20 protein-coding genes are annotated in these 20,245 nt (G+C 37.8%); 7 read left to right on the top strand and 13 right to left on the bottom strand.

The genetic code is table 11. From position 1 onward, the window contains the following. Positions 1–2: 2 nt before the first annotated feature. The gene (locus tag JMN12_RS08645; protein WP_203138656.1) at positions 3–1,061 is read left to right on the top strand and encodes a glutaminyl-peptide cyclotransferase; all 1,059 of its coding nucleotides are present in this window, start codon (positions 3–5) and stop codon (positions 1,059–1,061) included. On the opposite strand, the gene JMN12_RS08640 is transcribed toward JMN12_RS08645, so the two are convergent. After that, positions 1,058–4,609 carry an AAA family ATPase gene (locus JMN12_RS08640; protein WP_203138646.1) on the bottom strand — a complete coding sequence of 1,184 codons (3,552 nt, stop codon included), beginning with the start codon at positions 4,607–4,609 and terminating at the stop codon, positions 1,058–1,060. The two genes, JMN12_RS08645 and JMN12_RS08640, sit on opposite strands and share 4 nt — an antisense overlap. Positions 4,610–4,653: 44 nt before the next feature. Next, positions 4,654–4,905, bottom strand: coding sequence for a type B 50S ribosomal protein L31 (locus tag JMN12_RS08635; protein WP_002680810.1), 252 nt, complete (start codon positions 4,903–4,905; stop codon positions 4,654–4,656). A 292-nt stretch (positions 4,906–5,197) separates the two neighbouring features. Here JMN12_RS08635 and JMN12_RS08630 point away from each other — a divergent pair, with 292 nt between their 5' ends. Genes JMN12_RS08630 through JMN12_RS08605 form a run of 6 tightly spaced genes read left to right on the top strand, consistent with a single transcriptional unit; the run spans position 5,198 to position 9,354 of the window. After that, positions 5,198–5,488 (top strand): DUF493 family protein, encoded by a 291-nt coding sequence (locus tag JMN12_RS08630; protein WP_009412336.1) that lies wholly within the window; start codon positions 5,198–5,200, stop codon positions 5,486–5,488. After that, positions 5,485–6,177 carry a DUF4290 domain-containing protein gene (locus JMN12_RS08625; protein WP_203138644.1) on the top strand — a complete coding sequence of 231 codons (693 nt, stop codon included), beginning with the start codon at positions 5,485–5,487 and terminating at the stop codon, positions 6,175–6,177. Before JMN12_RS08630 ends, JMN12_RS08625 begins: the two co-directional genes overlap by 4 nt. After that, complete coding sequence (gene murA / locus JMN12_RS08620; protein ID WP_203138642.1) at positions 6,164–7,474, top strand: UDP-N-acetylglucosamine 1-carboxyvinyltransferase; 1,311 nt, start codon at positions 6,164–6,166, stop codon at positions 7,472–7,474. Before JMN12_RS08625 ends, murA begins: the two co-directional genes overlap by 14 nt. Before the next feature lie 12 nt (positions 7,475–7,486). Then, a complete protein-coding gene (locus JMN12_RS08615) occupies positions 7,487–7,756 on the top strand; it encodes a DUF6364 family protein (RefSeq protein ID WP_203138640.1) in 270 nt (89 codons plus the stop codon). A gap of 51 nt (positions 7,757–7,807) precedes the next feature. Further along, positions 7,808–8,164, top strand: a complete 357-nt coding sequence (locus JMN12_RS15265) for a PIN domain-containing protein (RefSeq protein ID WP_315000971.1) — start codon at positions 7,808–7,810, stop codon at positions 8,162–8,164. A 17-nt stretch (positions 8,165–8,181) separates the two neighbouring features. Beyond that, entirely contained in the window at positions 8,182–9,354 is a 1,173-nt protein-coding gene (locus JMN12_RS08605; protein WP_203138639.1) for a MalY/PatB family protein, read from the top strand. Between the two features lie 41 nt (positions 9,355–9,395). Here the strand turns inward: JMN12_RS08605 and JMN12_RS08600 are convergent, their stop codons facing one another. From JMN12_RS08600 to hpf, 11 genes are all read right to left on the bottom strand, one after another. Further along, positions 9,396–10,277, bottom strand: coding sequence for a DMT family transporter (locus JMN12_RS08600; RefSeq protein ID WP_198466539.1), 882 nt, complete (start codon positions 10,275–10,277; stop codon positions 9,396–9,398). Between the two features lie 8 nt (positions 10,278–10,285). Next, positions 10,286–10,651, bottom strand: coding sequence for a diacylglycerol kinase family protein (locus JMN12_RS08595; RefSeq protein WP_203138636.1), 366 nt, complete (start codon positions 10,649–10,651; stop codon positions 10,286–10,288). Between the two features lie 16 nt (positions 10,652–10,667). Further along, positions 10,668–11,366: a polyprenol monophosphomannose synthase gene (locus JMN12_RS08590; protein ID WP_198466540.1), complete on the bottom strand. Its 699-nt coding sequence runs from the start codon at positions 11,364–11,366 to the stop codon at positions 10,668–10,670. 114 nt (positions 11,367–11,480) lie between these two features. Next, positions 11,481–12,743 (bottom strand): aminotransferase class I/II-fold pyridoxal phosphate-dependent enzyme, encoded by a 1,263-nt coding sequence (locus tag JMN12_RS08585; RefSeq protein WP_203081954.1) that lies wholly within the window; start codon positions 12,741–12,743, stop codon positions 11,481–11,483. 34 nt (positions 12,744–12,777) lie between these two features. Further along, positions 12,778–13,779 (bottom strand): PLP-dependent cysteine synthase family protein, encoded by a 1,002-nt coding sequence (locus tag JMN12_RS08580; RefSeq protein WP_203138635.1) that lies wholly within the window; start codon positions 13,777–13,779, stop codon positions 12,778–12,780. A 68-nt stretch (positions 13,780–13,847) separates the two neighbouring features. Continuing rightward, positions 13,848–14,210, bottom strand: coding sequence for a hypothetical protein (locus JMN12_RS08575; RefSeq protein WP_002682026.1), 363 nt, complete (start codon positions 14,208–14,210; stop codon positions 13,848–13,850). A gap of 2 nt (positions 14,211–14,212) precedes the next feature. Continuing rightward, positions 14,213–15,082, bottom strand: coding sequence for a hypothetical protein (locus JMN12_RS08570; protein ID WP_203138634.1), 870 nt, complete (start codon positions 15,080–15,082; stop codon positions 14,213–14,215). Between the two features lie 63 nt (positions 15,083–15,145). Then, positions 15,146–16,015, bottom strand: coding sequence for a nucleoside phosphorylase (locus JMN12_RS08565; RefSeq protein WP_203138633.1), 870 nt, complete (start codon positions 16,013–16,015; stop codon positions 15,146–15,148). A 3-nt stretch (positions 16,016–16,018) separates the two neighbouring features. After that, entirely contained in the window at positions 16,019–18,469 is a 2,451-nt protein-coding gene (locus JMN12_RS08560) for a hybrid sensor histidine kinase/response regulator (protein WP_203138632.1), read from the bottom strand. 163 nt (positions 18,470–18,632) lie between these two features. Next, a complete protein-coding gene (locus JMN12_RS08555) occupies positions 18,633–19,832 on the bottom strand; it encodes an OmpA family protein (protein WP_203138631.1) in 1,200 nt (399 codons plus the stop codon). A 110-nt stretch (positions 19,833–19,942) separates the two neighbouring features. Next, on the bottom strand, positions 19,943–20,233 hold the full coding sequence (hpf, locus tag JMN12_RS08550; RefSeq protein WP_002682031.1) for a ribosome hibernation-promoting factor, HPF/YfiA family: 291 nt from the start codon (positions 20,231–20,233) through the stop codon (positions 19,943–19,945). Between the last annotated feature and the right edge of the window lie 12 nt (positions 20,234–20,245).

Genomic DNA, 20,245 nt, shown 5'->3' with positions numbered 1-20,245 from the left:
TTATGACTACATTTCCACGATTTTTATACCTCATCCTGCTTGCAATAGCAGTGGTTGCTTGCAAAAATACGCCTAATGACGGCAAAGATTTTAACATAGAAATCTTTCCTAAAAAGAAAGAATACCACTTAGGTGATACCCTTGTGGTGAAAATCACACACCCAAAATTCAGTGAGGCAATTACCAAAACTTCTTTTCAATTTCATCAACAGCATTTAGAAGCTCAAGGCGATACTATTGTACTGCACGCTCTTCTGCCGTTAGGCAAACAGCAACTAAAAGTTACTGCTCATACTACTAACGGACAACAGTACACCGTACAAAAACAACTATTGCTATTAGCCAAAGATGCTCCTAAAATCTATACATACAAAATCATCAATGAGTATGCACACGACAAGAAGGCTTATACACAAGGATTAGAATTCATAGGTGATACGCTTGTAGAAAGTACAGGGCAATACGGCGAATCATCTATACGCAAATGGAATCCATTCACAGGGGAAGTTTATAAAAATGTACCTTTACAACCTTCATACTTTGGCGAAGGTGCTACTGTTTTTAAAGGTAAAATACTGCAACTCACTTGGAGAGAACAAATAGGAATGGTATATGACAAGGATTTAAACTTTCAGAAGACTTTCGCTTATGGCAAAAGTAAAGAAGGTTGGGGGCTCTGCCATAACGGAGAAGATAAACTCTACAAAAGTGATGGTAGTGAAAAAATTTGGTTACTCCATCCCGAAACTTATGCCGAGATTGATAGTTTACAACTCTGCACTAATAAATCGCTCTACACTTATGCTAATGAATTAGAATTTGCTAACGGAAAGATTTATGCCAATACTTTCCTAAAGGACGGCATAATGATTATCAATCCCGAAAATGGTGCTATTGAAGGTGTGATAGATGTACGCGGACTCAAAAGCAAAGTAGAGCAAACTCCTGATGTGGATGTACTCAATGGCATTGCCTATCACCCTAAGCGTCAAACTTTTTTCATTACGGGTAAGAATTGGAGTAAAATTTTTGAAGTAGTTTTCTTACCTTCTAACAACTAAACACTAACAACTATACTGCTCTTTCCATTGCCTTTCTTTTGTACCACTACTTTCACAGCAATGCGCTCTACCATTTCTTGTACGTGAGAGATAACCCCTACTTTCTTCCCTTGATTTTGTAGGCTTTCCAATGCATCTATGGCTACAGAAAGCGTTTCGGAGTCTAAGGAGCCAAAACCTTCGTCTATAAAGAGGGTTTCTACATTCATTTTAGTAGATGAGAGTGAAGAAAGTGCCAAAGCTAAAGCTAAAGATACTAAAAACGATTCTCCTCCTGAAAGTGAATAAACCGAACGCACCTCAGCACCCATATCGTTGTCTATCACCTGCAAACTTAAAGAATTAGGAATGCGTTGCAAAGTGTAACGCCTATTGAGGTAGCGCATTTGCATATTGGCGTATTGCAAGAGCATATCAAGAGTATATTCCTGAGCGTACTTGCGGAATGTGTTACCTGTACTACTTCCTATAAGGTCGTTGAGCAAACTCCAGCGATGGGTGAGTTTTTCCTTTTCTTCTTTAGCTATATGCAATGTTGCAGCGGTAGCACGCTGCTGACTATCAGTTAAAAGCCTACTTTTTTGAGTAACTACAGCCTCACGTAACGTATCTTCTTCAGCTGTTTGAGCTGCCAGTTGCTGTATGGTAGCTTCTTCTGTAAGGTCAAGCGGTCGTTTTTCTTTTAATTGTTTAAGAGCTTGTTGTTTTTCTGTAGCAATAGTATTATATTGGGCTATGCGCTCGTTTAACGATTGAAGGACTTGTCTTTCTGATTGTAGCCATTCGTGAGAGCGATTTGCCCACTCCAGCATCTTTCTTCTTATAAACTCTATTTGCTCAGGGGGGTAGGTAGTAAGCCATTCTTCTATTGTAAGAGTCGCCTCAGTTATATGAGTTTGCGATTGCTGTTGTTGCGTTGTTAAGGTTTCTAAAGTCTTTTCATTAGCTGTCAGTTTTAGCAAAATAGCATTGTATTGCTGTTGGTTTTGCTCCAACCGAGATGTTAATTCATTTATTTGTTTCTCAAAAGTAGCCTCTATCTCTTGAGCCGATTTTCCTTCTAACAAATTGTTACGTTCTTCTTTCATTTTTTGCAACTGAATTTGCTCTTTAGTAATACGCTCCGTCAATTCAGTGAGTTCTTGCTGGAGCGCTTGAGCCGAAGAAGAAAGCTCTGTACGCTCTTGTGTGAGTTCTGCAAGGCGTTTTTTGTATTTTTCAAGACAAGCCGAATGTGTTTCCCAATCGGTTTTAGCTGTAACAACCTGTTTTTGAAATTGTGCAATATCTGTTTGCCAAAGATTGAGCCAAGTAGCCGAAAGTTGCAAATTTTGCAACTGCTGAAAGTATTTCTGGCTTTGTTGTTCGCAATTTTGGGTGTCTTTTGCAAGAGTATTCAGCTCATCGGTGAGTGATTTGAGTTGGTTAAGCACTTCAAAAAGCGTTTCAGTTTCTGCTAAAAGGTGCTCTATTTCAGAAATTTTACTTGTGATATAAGGCTCTATTTCAGCAGTGGGATAAGCCATATAGTAATACACCGATTGTGTTAAGCGTTCGTACTCTTGGTTGTATAATGTCGCATATTCAGCATTTTGTGTGGTTTGCTGTGCTATGCGTTTTTGCAGTTCTTTAAGCTCTGTTTCTTTGGTAATTAAGTCTTTTGTAAGCGATTCTAAATGCTTTTTGGCAGTGAGAAATTCTTGATGTACCGTATTGATAAGATGTTCGGCGACAGCCTTGTGAGCATTAGGGTGGTGTAGTGCCCCACATACAGGGCAAGCCTCTCCCTCCACCAAATGCTCACGCAAAAACGCTACATCTTTGGTATTTTCTATTTGTGCTTTTTGGTAAATACGCTCAGCAGTGTCACAAGTAATTTTGGCTTCTGCCTGAGCTGTTTGCAATTGTGTTATAGCCTCTTCCGTTTGATTTTGTGTATGTTGCAACTCCTGTAAGAGCGATGCTCCTTGTATTTTCTGTGCTTCATATTGCATCATTCGTTTTGCCACTTCTCTATCCGATTGATACATTTGCAAAGCGGTGAGATAATCCTTTTGTTGTTTAGCAAGTGCCTCTATATCAGTTGAGGGAAGATTTTCAATAGCGTGTTGAGCTTTCAGATTTGAGAGTTGTTGTGTAAGGCGTTCTTCCGTTTGCTTGTAGGCAGTTAGTTTTTCGTTGAGCAGTTGCTGGTCGGTTGCGAGTTGCTCTAACCACAGCGCATTGCGGTACAATTGAGCCTCATCGGGGTGAGTATTGAGCCATTGTTCTTCAGTTTGAATGTAACTCTCCCCTTTTTGGATATGTTCCACTACTTTTTCAAGTTCCGTTTCTTTAGTTTGTAAAACAGTTTTTTTAGTATTGTACTGTTGCTGATATTGCAATAGCGCATTTTGCTGTTCTGTGAGACGAATATCTAGTTCCTTTGCCTTAGCGATAGTAGGTTTGGCTATTTCATAAGTTTTTTTGGCTGTTGCCAAATCCTTTTCGATAGTCTCTTTATCACTGGAAATAAGAGCCTTATCGGTAGTAAGTTCTTCTTTTTCTAAAGTAGTTTGCTCTAATTGTTGTGTGGTGAGTGCTAATTTTTCGCTTTCCTTTTGCTGGGTGAGGATATCCCCTTTTACAGCTTGCAACTGCTCCACCATAGCAAGCTGAGCAAAACGTTCTGTTTGTGAGATTTTTTCCTGCTCGGCTATTTGTTTATTTTCAAGAGCCTCTTGCCATTGTTGTGTGTACAATTTCTGATTGTCAAACCACTGTTGTTGAGCTCTTAAGGCAGTGAGCGATGACTGCAAATTGTTTAATTGAGCTTCATCAGCAGCGAGTTGAGTAGATAGCGTTGTACGTTCATCTTCCGTTAGGAAAGTAATATTCTCAAGCTGTTTTTCTAAGAGTTGAAGTTCGTTTTTGTGTTGTTTATGAAGTTCGTGTATCTGTTTAGAGACGCGTGTATACACCTCAGTACCAGTGAGTTTCTCTAAAATATCCGAACGTTTATCGTCGTTTGCTTTTAAGAAAGAAGTAAAATCACCTTGTGCTAAAATCACCGATTTAGTAAACTCATCAAAAGTTAAACCTACACATTCGCGAATCTTTTCGAGTACGAGTGTTTTGCGATTTTCGGCAATTAAGTGATTATCCGTTAAGCAAGTGAGTTGCATTTTCTCGTTTTGAATAGCCCCCGAGGGTTTGTTGTAAGCGCGGCTCACCTGCCATTCGGCTTCGTAAATCTTACCATCAACCGCCTGAAATACCACTTTGGCATAGCCCGAAACAGCCCCTTTGCGCAAGAGGTGTTTCACGTTGTTAGCCTTTACCTCTACCCCACTATCGGTAATAGCAACGGAACTCTGGGTAGCCGCCAATCGGGGAGTATCGTTGTAAAGGGCGAGGCAAATAGCATCTAAAATAGTAGATTTTCCTGCACCTGTAGCCCCCGTAATAGCGAATAACCCCACCGATTTGAGAGGTTCAGCTTCTAAATTGAGGGTAAAAGGGCCTTCGATAGAGGCAATATTATGGAGAGAGACGGAGAGTATTTTCATAAGAAAAAAACCTCCTTAAGGGGAGGTTTTTAGAAGTTGCTATGTTATTTTTGGAACTTAGCGTATTTGTTTTTAAACTTATCAATACGTCCGGCTGTGTCAATAAGTTTAGATTTACCTGTGTAGTAAGGGTGAGAAGTGCGAGAAATTTCCAATTTCACTAATGGATACTCAACCCCATCTACTTCAATAGTCTCTTTAGTTTCTACGGTAGACTTTGTGATGAAGATATCGTCGTTAGACATATCTTTGAAAGCCACCAAACGATAAGATTCTGGGTGAATTTCTTTTTTCATTGCAATGTTAAATTTTTATTACGTAATTTTTTCAGGGCGCAAAGGTACGACTATTTTTTGAAATGACAAATTTTAAGGAATAGTTTTTAGAAGTTGGGAGTTGAGGGTTAAGAGACAGAAGAAGATAGATTTTTAAAAATCAATTAGTTACAACATATTGATTTACAAAGAACATTAAAGTGTATTGATAAGTATTAAACGAGAAAGAGCTGATAACTAAGCTTTAAAAACTTGTTAATTGACAAATTATTTGTATATTTGCACTCTATAATAATTAGAAAACTACATCTCAATGAAAACAGAACAAGAATTAGCAGAATTTTACGAGCGATTGAAAAACGAACTTTTAGAAACAAGTTTGTGGCCTACTCGCTACCTCTATAAATTTATCATCCCTAAAGACGAGGCTAAATTAGCGCAATTAGAGGATGTTTTTAAAGATACTGATGCCGAAATTACCACACGCCCCTCAGCAGGCAATAAATACACAGGAGTTTCGGTAAGCCTCACCGTAAAAAATCCCGATGAGGTAATTGCTTTTTACAAAGAAGCTGGCAAAGTAGAAGGAATTTTATCACTATGACAACCTTAGAATACAATACCGAACGCCCGCATTTGCACATCCCTGAATACGGGCGACACATTCAAAAAATGATTGAAAAAGCGGTACTTTTAGAAGACCGCAATGAACGCAACCGCACAGCTCGCAGCATCGTTGCTGTAATGGGTAACCTATTCCCCCACTTACGCGATGTACCCGACTTTCAACACAAATTGTGGGATCAATTGTTTATAATGTCGGGATTTCAGTTAGATGTAGATTCTCCTTACGAGAAACCTACTCCCTCTACCCTACACAAGCACCCCGACCGCTTAGAATATCCACAACACCGACTCAAATATCGATTTTATGGCAATATCATCCTTAGGCTCATCAATACTTGTGTGAAATGGGAAAAAGGCGATTTACGAGAGGCTTTGGAGTATTCCATCGCTAACCATATGAAAAAATGTTTCCTCACTTGGAACAAAGAAGCGGTAGACGATAGTGTAGTGTTTGAACACCTTTACGAATTGAGCAAAGGACGGATAGATTTGCGCAAAAGGAAAGAAGACCTTTGGGACAGTCAAGCATTGATACGTACCAAAATGAACCTCACTCGCCGTTCTATACCGCAGCAGAACCAAAATCAACCCCATCAGCAACATCAACAAAACAAAAAAGTTTTTACTAATAAATTTAATAAAAAGAATAACAATGGGCGTATTTAAGATAGAAGGAGGACATATTCTTAAAGGAGAAATTACTCCTCAAGGTGCTAAAAACGAGGCATTACAAGTGCTTTGTGCTGTTCTACTCACCGACCAAAAAGTTACTATTCACAACATCCCCGACATTCAGGATGTGAATAAACTCATTTCTTTACTCGAAAATTTAGGTGTAAAAATTCAAAAAGTAGGAAAAGGCTCTTATAGCTTTCAGGCAGATGAGGTGAATATCGATTACTTAAAATCGGAGTCATTTCATACCGAAGGGCAAGCCTTGCGCGGTTCTATTATGGTAGTAGGACCACTACTCACACGTTTTGGCGTAGGCTATATTCCTAAACCTGGGGGAGATAAAATAGGTCGCCGCCGCCTCGACACCCACTTCGATGGCTTTATCAAATTAGGCTCCCATTTTGAATATGACGAGAACAACTATACTTATAGTGTAGTAGCCGAAAAACTACACGGTACTTATATGCTTTTGGAAGAAGCCTCTATTACAGGTACTGCCAACATTATTATGGCAGCAGTATTAGCTGAAGGTACTACCACTATCTACAACGCTGCTTGTGAGCCTTATGTACAACAGCTTTGCCGTATGCTCAATGCTATGGGGGCTGATATACAAGGTATTGGCTCTAATCTCATTACTATCAACGGGGTAGAACGCTTGGAGGGTTGTACTCATACCATTCTGCCCGATATGATTGAAATTGGTAGCTGGATAGGTTTGGCCGCTATGACCCGCAGCGAGATTACTATCAAAAATGTGGGGTGGGAACATTTGGGTATTATGCCTACTATCTTCCAAAAGTTAGGTATTTCCTTCGAAAAGAAAAACGACGATATTCATATCCCCGCTCACACTAATGGCTATGAGATTCAGAACTATATCGATGGCTCTATCCTTACTGTAGCCGATGCCCCTTGGCCTGGTTTTACTCCTGACTTATTGAGTATTGTGCTGGTAGTCGCTACTCAAGCACGTGGTGAGGTGCTCATTCACCAAAAGATGTTTGAAAGCCGACTCTTCTTTATCGATAAGCTGATAGATATGGGAGCTAAAATTATATTGTGCGACCCACACCGCGCAACAGTTATTGGCAACGACTTCAAATCGCCTTTGCGCGCTACCCTAATGACTTCCCCCGATATACGTGCTGGTATCGCCCTACTCATCGCAGCCTTATCAGCCAAAGGTACTTCTACCATCTATAATATAGAACAGATAGATAGAGGTTATGAAAATATTGATGGGCGACTCAAAGCATTGGGTGCTAATATTGTGAGAGTAAATTAAAAAAACAATAATATGGAAACATTAGCAAAAACCATAAACCCTATTATTTGGGAAAAAGCGCAATCTTATGCTCAAGAGAATGGCATAGATCTTTTAAACTATATAGAAAAGCAACTGAAGAGTTTGTACATTCAAGAAGAGATTTTTCCTAAAAAAAGAAAAGATAGAGATATCAATGTTCTTTTGGATAGTATTACAGGTGTTATACCCGAAATGACTGATGAAGAAGTAAAAGAAGAATGCGCTAACTATATTGAAGAAAAATACTTTGCTTTAGGATGAAAAGAATTTTTATAGACACCAATATTTTATTAGATTTGGTGATGAAAAGACATAGTTTTTTATCAAGAAGCTAAAAAATTATTTGATTATTGTGATCAAAGAAACATAAAAACTTATATCTCAGCAATTTCTATTGCAACAATAAATTACTTATTATCAAAATCCTATAGAAAAGATGAAGTAAAAAGAATATTGGAAATTATTTATGATATTACTGAAATACTTCCTTTTTATAAAGAAATTATTTTTACAGCTCATCATTCTAATTTTAAAGATTTAGAAGATGGTTTTCAATATTTTACAGCTAAAGAAAACAATATAAATATCATCATAACACGTAATCAAAAAGATTTTAGGGTAGATGATATTTCAATACTAACACCTAAACAATTTTTGAGAACTTTTTAACTAACAACTAAAGACTAATGAATTACAATTTTGACGAAGTAGTTTGTAGAAAACATACAGATGCATTAAAATTAGAGGCATTAGCTCCTCGCTGGGGGCGCACCGATTTGCTACCAATGTGGGTAGCCGATATGGATTTTAAAACACCTCCTTTTATTGTGGAGGTGATGAAAAAACGTATGGAATGCGAAATCTTTGGCTATACTGCTAAGCCTGAGAGTTGGTATGAGGCAATCATCAGTTGGCAAGCTCGTCGCCACCAATGGACAATTGCTAAAGAAATGATTTCATTCGTTCCTGGGGTAGTTCCTGCTTTGGCTATGGCTGTGCAATCCTTTACTGAGCGCGGTGAAAAAGTAATGATTCAACAACCGGTATACAATCCTTTTGCTCAGGTGATTCGCAACAACCATCGCGAATTAGTGAACTGTCCGCTTGAATTGAAAGACGGACAATATCACATCAATTTTGAAGTATTTGAAAAAAAGATAAAAGGTTGCAAGCTCTTCCTTTTCTGTCATCCTCACAACCCCGGTGGACGCGTATGGACACGTGAAGAATTGCAGAAAGTAGCTACTATTTGTGCTCAAAACAATGTAATAGTAGTTGCCGATGAAATCCACGCCGACCTTACCTTACCACCATATCAGCACATCCCATTTGCTACTGTAAGTGAAGAAGCTGCACAAAACTCGGTAGTATTTGCCTCTCCGAGCAAAGCTTTTAATATGGCAGGTTTAGCTACCTCGTATGCCGTGATTGCCAACCCTTCCCTACGCCGACGTTTTGAAAGTTATGTAGAGGGGAATGAATTAGCTGCAGGAAATGTTTTTGCATTCAACACTGTGGTAGCAGCCTATAACAAAGGTGAAGAATGGCTACAACAAATGCTCAACTATGTACAAGGGAATGTTGATGAAGTAATACATTACATCGAAAAATACATACCACAATTAAAAGTGATTGTACCCCAAGCTTCTTACTTAGTATTTATAGATTTCAGCGCATTACAACTCAGTCAGAAAGAAATTGTAGCCCTATGCACTGATAAAGCACATTTAGCCCTAAATGATGGAGCTATCTATGGGGAAGAAGGCAAAGGTTATATGCGTATAAATTTAGCTTGTCCGCGAAGTGTGGTAAAACAAGCCTTGATACAACTGAAAGAAGCGGTTCGGTCTATAAACTGATAATAAAAAACGAGGTTTTTACACCTCGTTTTTTATTATAACTATTGATTTTTCTTAGGTTTCAAAATATCTATCATTACTGCAATGATAATGAGTAGCACTCCTATAATAAGATTTGTTGTAAGACTTTCTTGCTGGAATATCCAAATACTGATAGCTACTGCTACAATGGGTTCCATTACCCCGATGATAGCTGTAGGAGTAGAACCTATCATTCTGATAGCATAAATAAGGGTGATGATAGAAAACAAGGTAGTTACTATACCGAAACTTGTAAGTAGTAAACTCATTTTTACTTCTGGAATGGGGAGAGGGGTACCTATAACCCATAGTTTTACAAGAAAATAAACTGAAGAAAATAAGGTAGAATAAAACGACACTTTTATTCCTGAAGCCGATATTTTTGACTTATTGACAATGAGCATATAGAGTGCATACGAAATTGCTCCAAGTAGTGATACGCCTGCCCCTATATAGTTGATTGAAAAGTTTGTTACATCTTTTACACTGAGTAAGAAAACACCTATTAATACAACAATGAGGGCTATCATTGTGCGAAAGGTAATATGTTCTTTGAAAAAAACACCCAAAGCAAGTGCTACTATTAGCGGATACATAAAAAATATAGTAGAAGCTATACCTGGGGAGAGCAAATCGTAGGCAAGAAAGAGAAATTCAGCTGAAAGGGCGTACAACAATCCTAAAATAAGGAAGATAAACACTTCACGCGGGGTAATATGCAGTGTTTCCTTTCGGTAGAAAAGATACCCCATAATAAAGAGACTTGTTGTAATGAAACGATAGAAAAGTGCCGCATCTACCGAAAAACCTTGCTGCTTGATAGGAATCATAAACAGCGGAATCATACCATAAGTAACCGCTGAAATAAAAGCTGCTAAATACCCTTTTACTATATCTTTCATAGTAAAAATTAAAAGAGTCCCATTACATAGGGATAATAGATGATACAGAGCACAATGCTTACAGGTATCACAGCAAAGCCTACACTTCCGGCAGCAACATCTTTGATAATCCCAATAGTTTTATGATGATTGGGGTGGATGAAGTCGCAGAGTTTCTCAACAGCTGTATTGAGACCTTCAACTGATAATACTATAGCGATACACAACAGTTGTACAATCCACTCATTGGTAGTAATGCCGAAACAAAAGCCTAAAATCACCCATACTAAAGAGATAACGATATGTACCATCACTGGGGGTTCATTCTTTATTAAATAAAACAAACCTTGAAATACATATTGTAAGCTTTTGAGTCTTTTTCTTATAAATTCCATAATTCTTTATGCTGATTTATTTTTTAAATCGCATTCCGATAACGCCAAAGATAGCTTCACGGATAATGCTTTTATTCATTTTTGATTTTCCTTTAGTTCTATCGGTAAAGATGATAGGTACTTCTGTGATTTTAAACTTCTTGAGGTAAGCACGATACTTCATCTCTATTTGAAAGGCATAGCCTACAAATCGGATAGTATTCAGGTCGATGCTCTCTAATACCCTTCGGTGGTAACACACAAAGCCAGCAGTAGGGTCTTTAATTTTCATTCCTGTAATCACCCTCACATAGATAGAAGCCCCATAGGACAACAAGATGCGTTGCAAAGGCCAATTCACTACATTCACACCTTTTACATAACGCGACCCAATCGCAACATCAGCACCTTGCTGACAAGCCTCATAAAGTCGTAAGAGGTCAGCAGGGTTATGAGAGAAATCGGCGTCCATCTCAAAAATATATTCATAGTCGCATGCTAATGCCCACTGAAATCCGTGAATATAAGCTGTTCCTAAACCTTTTTTCTCGGTGCGTACCTCTAAAAAGAGTCGGTTAGGGTAATTTTTTTGTAATTCGCGTACCTTATCGGCAGTACCATCAGGAGAATTGTCGTCTACAATAAGAATGTGAAGCTCATCACTTTGAGCAAATACTGCCTTTATGATAGCTTCTATATTTTCAATTTCGTTATATGTAGGAATGACAATTAACAATGAACAATTAATAATTTAACAAGGTGGGCATACACAAAAACTTTGCCAAAGTTGGTTGTAGCACAGTAAGCTATCTCACTTTGGCAAAGTATTTTTTTTTCAATTAATAATTAATTACATATCTCCCATTTCTTTAGTAAGTTCAGCATTCATAGCGCGGTATACGCCTGTTTCGAGTTTCTCACGAATCGCTGAGAATGCTTCCAAAGTGCGGTCGATATCTTCTTTACTATGTGATGCTGTAGGAATAATGCGCAAAAGTATCATTCCTTTTGGAATCACAGGATAAACTACTATCGACAAGAAGATACCATAGTGTTCACGTAGGTCGTTTACCATAGCCATTGCCTCTGGAATACTACCATGCAAGAATACAGGAGTTACGCAAGTATTGGTATTACCAATATTGAAACCACGTTCTTTTAGTCCGTTTTGCAAACGATTTACATTGTCCCATAACTTTTGTTGTAGTTCAGGCATTGTTTCCATCATTTCCAAACGTTTCAAAGCTCCTTTTACATAAATCATTGGAAGTGATTTAGCAAACATTTGAGAGCGGAGATTGTATTTAAGATAATCTACTACTTTGGCATTTCCAGCTACGAAAGCCCCAATACCTGCCATTGATTTAGCAAAAGTAGAAAAATAAACATCAATTTCATCTTGTACGCCTTGATGAACACCAGTTCCTTCTCCACGAGGTCCTAAGGTACCAAAACCGTGCGCATCGTCTACCAAAAGGCGGAAAGGATATTTCTTTTTAAGGGCTACGATCTCTTTAAGTTTACCTTGTTCGCCACGCATCCCGAAAACACCTTCTGAAATCACCAAGATACCGCCTCCTGTAGTTTCAGCTAATTTGGCAGCACGCTCTAAGTTTTTCTCAAAGCTCTCCATATCGTTGTGTTGATAGGTATAGCGTTTACCAAAGTGCAAGCGTACCCCATCGATGATACAAGCGTGTGCATCAACATCGTATACAATCACATCGTTTTTGGTAACCAAAGCATCAATGATAGATACCATTCCTTGGTAACCGAAGTTGAGCAAATAAGCAGCTTCTTTGTGAACAAACTTAGCCAAACGTTTTTCGAGTTCTTCGTGCATTGTAGTATGCCCACTCATCATACGAGCCCCCATAGGGTAAGCTGCACCATACTCGGCAGCTGCTTCGGCATCTACTTTGCGAACTTCAGGATGATTGGCAAGCCCTAAATAGTCGTTGATACTCCAGTTGAGGATTTCTTTTCCTTGAAATTTCATATGAGGGCCTAATTCGCCTTCCAATTTAGGGAATACATAATATCCCTCGGCGTGGTCAGACCAGCGCCCTATACTTCCTTTATTTGCATAAATATGCTCAAATAAATCTTTCATTCGTTCTTTATCTTATTTTGTTAATTGATAATTGTTAGTCAATAAATCCTTGTTTTTTCATCCAGTCGTCGCTGTAGATTTTGTTCATATAGCGCGAACCGTGATCGGCGAGGAGGGCAACTACAATACTATTTTCGTCGAATTTACCTGCCTCGGCATATTGTTTTACGGCTTGCATTGCTGCTCCACTGGTGTAGCCCATAAAAAGTCCTTCAGTACGTGCCAATTCACGAGCGGTGAGTGCCGCATCTTTATCGGTTACTTTGATGAACTCATCAATAACATCGAAATCAGTAGCAGTAGGAATCAAGTTTTTACCCATTCCTTCTATTTTGTACGGATATACTTCGGCAGGGTCAAACTCTCGGGTTTCGTGATATTTTTTAATAGCTGAACCATAGGCATCTACCCCTAATACTTGCACTCTTGGGTTTTGCTCTTTTAGGTAGTGAGCAATACCTGAAATGGTACCGCCTGTTCCACTACATACCACCACGTGAGTAATCTCGCCTTGTGTTTGTTCCCATATCTCACGACCTGTCTGGTAATGAGCTTCAGGGTTGAGCGGATTGAAATACTGATTGACATAGATAGAATTAGGAGTTTCGTTATGGATACGTTTTGCTACTTCGTAGTAAGAGCGAGGGTCATCGGGAGCAACATTTGCAGGACACAAATGCACTTCAGCTCCTAAAGCTTGCAGCATTTCCACTTTGTCGTGAGAAGATTTATCGCTAATTGCAATGATACAGCGGTAGCCTCTTAGGGCACTTATCATCGCCAAACTGTAGCCCGTATTACCCGAACTGGTTTCTACAATAGTATATCCTGGTTTAAGAAGTCCTTTGCGTTCGGCATCTTCAACGATATATTTGGCTACTCTGTCCTTGGCAGAATGACCTGCGTTAAAGGCTTCGAGTTTAGCAAAATAGCGACCTTTAAGATTTTTAGTAATTTTGTGCAATTCCAATAGAGGTGTATTGCCAATGAGTTGTAGTAAGCTGCTATGTACGTTCAATGATTCGTTTATTTTCATTGGTTACTTGCTTTATTTTTGAGTGGCAAAAGTACGAATAATTTGTCAATTAGCAAATTTGTCAATTATCAAATTTCAATGAGCCCTTGAAAGTTGAGTTTATAAGGTTCATCTTTATATAGAGGGAGGGTTTCATCTGTTACATTGCTAAGCCCTACACCAGCGTAGAAAGTGCGAGCGTTATGTTTTTCGGCGTGTTTGCGCACGACTTCCATAAATACGATATCATACTCGGTAGGGTCGTCGCCATAAGGGACTGCACGGACAATGATGAAGTATTTTTGGTTGTTTTTATCTACACATACAAATTGAGGGTCGCGCTTGAGTTCACTATTCACTAATAGAAATTCCCATTGTAGTTCCTTTTGTAAGGCTTCACCTACAATGTTCATCGCTAAATTGTGGAGTTCTTGACCTGTAAGGGGCGTCATATTCACTTTTTCTTTATATAAGGTTGATCAATTTTTATTTTAGGATAATTTAAACGGGTAACCTTATACCCTTCTGTTGTTTTCTCTAATAGTACCTCATAGTTAGTATACCCTTCTTGAAATTCTCTATAAATTTTAAGAACTATGCCTTTTGAAGTCCTCACTGCATTCATCACCTCATCTAAAAAACCATCATTGTCACATAGTTCAAAAAATTGAAACATTTTTCTATTAATACCAAGTGAATTATTTTCCCCTATTGGTACTAATCCCTTAAAACCTGTATTTGTAATTAATATGGCAGGTTGATAAGGTTCTCCGCAAAAAGTTAATCCATCATCATCTGATACAGGTGTACCATAATAGGCAGTTCTAAAAAATTGTATGCGTTCACCGTTGTCAAAGGTTTTATCAATCAGTTTATCAGTTGTTCTAAATACATTTCTTCCATCTACAATGAGAGAATCAGTATTATTCAACACTATTTTTATATAATGAAAGGCTGTACAATGATCTTTTGTGAAATTGTATAGGGTATCCGAAACTCCCACTATTGCTACCCACTTTGTATCAAGATCAGTACGTTTTTCTTTTAGAAAACCTTTATGGTTATAAATAGGAATTGAATCTCCTAACAAAAAAGCTTCTTTTTTATCTGGCAAAAAGATTAAATTCTTATTTTCATCAGGGAGATGCCAATCATAACGACTTACAAATTCGCTATCTTCAGAAGCATCATTTCTCACTGATAAATCTTCCTCAGTACATACAACTACTGTATCTTTTTCTACTGAAGTATCATCTCTATCAATGGAAGTAGTATTATGACAATTGAATAGCCATAACATAGCTAAAAAATAAATTGCTTTCATAAGTTTACAACTAATAAATTATTGATTATCAAATTAATTAATTTTGTTAAAGTGTAGTAATAACTATTTTGCCAATCGTTCTAAACCATATACGATGAGGTCTTCTACTACTTTTTTAGTATCCTTAGTGAAAGTACCTGTAGGGCGATTGGCAATGATAGCATTAAGCGAAACAGCTTGGTGTCCTAAGAGTTTAGAAAGCCCATAGATGGCAGAGGTTTCCATTTCGAGGTTCGTCATACGATGCCCATTATGATTGAAACTATGTAGTTTATCATTGAGTTCAGGGTCTTGTACTGGCAAGCGCAACACACGTCCTTGAGGACCATAGAAACCAGGAGCAGTACCTGTAATACCTTCAAATATCTTATCGGTGAGAAGGCGTTTTTTGAGTTCTTGTCCGCAAGCAATGATATAAGGGCGTCCTTTGAGAGGATTCCAATTTGTATGAGCAATAAAAGCCTCTTCCATAGCAATTTCACGTACCTTAGGACTATCCTTATAGGAGTGGAACATATTGTCCATACCCAATCCGTGAGAAGAAAGTACAAAGCTATCTACGGGTATATCGGCTTGTAGAGAGCCCGAGGTACCGAAACGCACTATATTGAGCGAGGTGAGCTGTTCTTTGGGCTGGCGCGTATGCAAATCGATGTTGGCAAGGGCATCGAGCTCGTTGATCACAATGTCGATATTATCAGGACCTATACCAGTGGAAATTACAGTAAGGCGTTTACCTTTATAAGTACCTGTATGGGTACAGAATTCGCGTTTTTGGGTGCTAAATTCTATATTGTCAAAATAAGCGCTCACACGAGGTACACGATTAGGGTCGCCTACCAAAATAACAGTATCGGCGACTTGTTCAGGTCGCAAATTGATATGGTAAATACTACCATCGGGGTTTAAAATAAGTTCAGATTCTTGAATCATAATTTATAGTTCTATTAATTTTTTAAGATATTGTTCTATCGCTGGGCGACATTCGTTTTCAAATAGTTGTTCTAAAGTATGGATTTGTCCGTGCAATTCAGTAGGCACTTCTTCCAGCACTTTGTTGAGAATGATTAGTATTTCGGACTCGCGTTTGGCGTTGATTTGTGCAAACATTGTAGTCATTTTATGAGCGATTGCCTTAATACCTTTATAGTCTTCGCGATCGGCAAGGAGTTTAAGTGTTTGTATATTTTCGCTGCTTTCTTTTAAGAAATGTTCGTAAATACCTATGATGCCTTCGCGGTCGTCCCCCATAAAGCTTTCTAATATTTCAGGGGTATAGCCTCCTACTATGTTGTTACTCACCATAATAGGTTTATGTTCTACTTCGGTATCGAGTTTAGGGAAGAAGATTTTCAGTTTTTGGTAGAACTGTTCGGGGGTGAATGGTTTGGGCAAAATGCCAGAGAAGCCACTCTTCATATAGAAACTTTCAGGCACATCACGTCGTCCTGTAATTGCTAATACAGGCAACGGATTGTTTTTGTATTGTTCGTTGAAGAGGGTTACAAAATGGAAACCATTCATTTCAGGAAGCTGAATATCAGTTATTACCAAATCGAAATTAAAATCTTCCATTTGTTCAAACGCTTCTTTACCATTGTTGAAAGTAATGGTATTGATGTGTTTTTGTTTTAGCAATTCTTCTATGAGTGAAAGGATAGAGAGGTCGTCATCTATTACTATAATGGTAATTAAATCAGGGGTTTTATCATTGGTAATGATTTGAGGTGCTTTGGTACGTTCTACTACTTTCTCAGCCAAGAAGCGCAAAGTGAAGGTACTACCTTTATTCTCATAGCTTTCCAAATAAATTTTACCGCGCAATAGATGTGCTAATTTTTGAGAGATGTGCAAACCGAGACCTGAACCGCCATAACGTTTAGAAATTTCGTCGTTTGCTTGGGTAAACTCATCAAAAATGTGTTGTTGTTGTTCTTTTTTTATACCGATACCTGTATCGGTAACGGCAATACCTATTTCATATTCATCACCATTGAGCTGACGTGCATCGGCCTGTATGTGTACCGTTCCGCGTTCTGTAAATTTAAAGGCGTTAGAAATAAGGTTGTACAATATCTGTTTGATACGATAAGCATCACTTGAAAAATTGAGATTGTTCACCGTTTCGGAGAAACTGAGAGAGAGGTTGATTTCTTTTGTTTTGTAAGCCGATTTGACATTATTGGCAACCTCATCAATAATTTCGGTAGTATTAAAAGGTACTTTTTCGATTGTAATTTTACCAGCCTCAATACGGGTGTAATCTAAAAGTTCGTCTACTAATTTAGAGATATACTCAGAAGAATACTTGATATGAGAAAGGTAATTTTTACCTTTTTCTGATATATCTTGTTTGCTAAGCAGTTCGGAATAGCCTACAATGGAGCTCAATGGCGTACGCAAGTCGTGGCTCACCATAGAGATAAGCTGTTCACGGTTCTTGAGTAGATTGTTAGATTTCCTATTGGCAGCTTCCAAACGACGACGATAGCGCTGCGAGGTGACAAAATCGTTGATAATCACAATAGATGAAATCACAATAATACCTAAAGCTACTAAGAAGGCAATCATCAGCAGATTTTTGCTATTTTCAAAAATTTGTTTGCGTTCCAAGCTTAATCTTTGAGAATTAGCTAATACTTCTTCTTCAAAATTATGTAATAAGTCATCTAATTTTCGCGAAATCTGGACATCATTTTGCCAGAGTTTTTGCATTTTTTCATTTATCTGACTTTTAGATTCTTCAGTATCCTCATTTATCTTGTTTAGGAGAGAAAGTGTTTCTAATACGACCTTATCAAACTTAGTATTTTTAAAGGTAGTAGGAATTTTTATATTTTTATACTTTTTTAGGATAGAAGCGATATCGGGAGGAGCTTTTTCAGGAGTTGTTCTTCTTCTATAAGTTTCATTACTATAAAGTTCATAGCCTAAGTATGGTTCTAAGCTTGAGAGTTTTCGTATAGCGCTACGTATGATAATAGAAGTACTATCGGTTTCTTGAAAGGCTTTTAACTCTTGTATATTTTCACTTTTTAGGTTGAGCAAAGAGCGAATTGTATCAAGTGTGAAGACTTGTTTTTCGGAGCTAATATCACGGCGAAACTTAAGTATTTCGGTTTGCAAATAGACGTTTTTTTCTAAAAAGAGTTGCAAGGCTTCTCTATCGTCAGTACGCATAGCGATACGTCCTGCACTTTCGGTATCGTTTACTAAAGAGAGGATTTTGCTGATTTGTATAATTTTATTTCTATCTTCTTGATTTATCTTTTCTTGATGGGATAGCTTTTGTATTTCTTTGAAGATTACATAGCCCGCTACTACCGATACTAAGAAAAGTAGTACATAACTCGCTATAACTTTGATAGTTATTTTATTTGTTTTCATCTTGAGTATTTAGTGTTGTGAACAGATATAAACTAACGCACAAAAGTACGTTTTTATTTTGGAATAAACAAATTTTAATGTTATTCCTTATAAAAAACTGTTCTAAAAGGTCATCTTTAACCTTTTAGAACAGTTTTTATCATAAGATCTTAGAAGAAGTTTTTTACTTCAATTGAAAAGTAGCTTTTCGTGCTAATTGACGAGCTCTAGGAGAGTTTTTATCAACGCTGTTATCCACTCCTTTACCTTGGGCTGTGATGCGATTAGCATCGATACCTGCTTTTACAAGCAAGTTTTTCACAGCATCGGCGCGTTTTTGAGAAAGGGTAGCGTTGTAGTTAGTACCACCTAATTCATCGGCGTAACCATTTATGGTGATGTGAGCATTAGGATTTTCTTTCATATACTTACCTACGAAATCAATAGACCAAGAAGAAGATACTTGAGGTTCTGATGAATTGAAATCGAAGTAAGCGCTGATATATCCTTTTCTGATAAGATCGGCGGCTACATCGCCAGAGGCAACATCGTTATCGCCAGTTGCTGCATTAGCAGCTTTAGCTTGATAGTTGTCGTTTAGGTAACTTTCAATCTCATCGGGAATGCGGTTGCCATTAGCATCATTCATTTTGTTTTGCTTGTTAGCTACTTCGCCTTTCAAATCGGCGACGTTGCTTTCTAAAGCAGCGATACGTTGGGTAACATCCTCTTCTTGTTCACGTACATCAGCCCCTGCCCAATCGGCGTGTTTACCTTGTTTACCTATAGCGATATTCAAACCAGCAGTGAGGGTAAAGTGATTTCCTTGGAATCCTTTTTGACCATTAGCTGATTTGGTATCATAAGTAAGTTGCTGTTTAGTATTAATGTACATAGAACCATCTAACAAGAAAGCGATGCGGTTAGAGATTCTCAATTGAGGAGTAAGCCCTACTGTAAGGAAGGCGATTTTATCGGGTTTAGAGATTGCATCACTTTTTAGTTGAGAATATCCTAAACCAGCGTGCAATAGCAATCCTAAATCGCTTGTCCATTCTTCAAAACTCAACACGCGAGCTAAGTTAGCTACTCCTTGTAAGTTTACATTCCAAATATTAGATTCGAAAGCTGGGCTATCATCATCGTTTTTGAATACGTCGTAACCACCAGCCAAGCGAATACCAAATTTGTTGTTTGCCATATAGCGAACCCCTACATTAGCGCTCCAAAAGTTTGGAGTACTTGTGCCATAACCAGCAGTAAAAGGTGTAGTAGCTTTGTTCACACCTCCGTTTACATCTACAGACCATCGGTTATAGTCTACTTGTTGAGCTTGAACACCTAAAAAGGCTAATGAAGCTAAAGCGAGAATATTTTTTTTCATTCTTTTAATAAGTAAATAAAATTATACAATAAAAACTGGGGCAAAGGTATGATTTAAATTTTACTTACTCTTTAAAAAAGAAGGATATTAACAAAACATTAACATTTTAATTAATGTTTATCTTTGTGTTTTAAAAGCATTCTTTCCAATGGAGTGATAGCGCTATCGATTCCTTCTTCGAAAGTTTTAAATTGTTTTTTTACGACGAGGCTTTCACCAGGTATATGCACTTTTACTTCCACTATTTTATTTTCTTTAGTGGTGGTATTATCTAACTTCAAATGTACGTCCGCTTCAATGATACGGTCGTAGAAATTGTCTAACTTATCCAATTTTTTTTGGATGAACTCTACTAATTTGTGATCGACAGTAAAGTCTACTGGGTGTACGTGTACTTTCATAATGTTTAGAAA

Source organism: Capnocytophaga genosp. AHN8471, assembly GCF_016806945.1.
GTDB lineage: Bacteria > Bacteroidota > Bacteroidia > Flavobacteriales > Flavobacteriaceae > Capnocytophaga > Capnocytophaga periodontitidis.
This window is presented reverse-complemented; position numbering and strand designations above follow the sequence as displayed.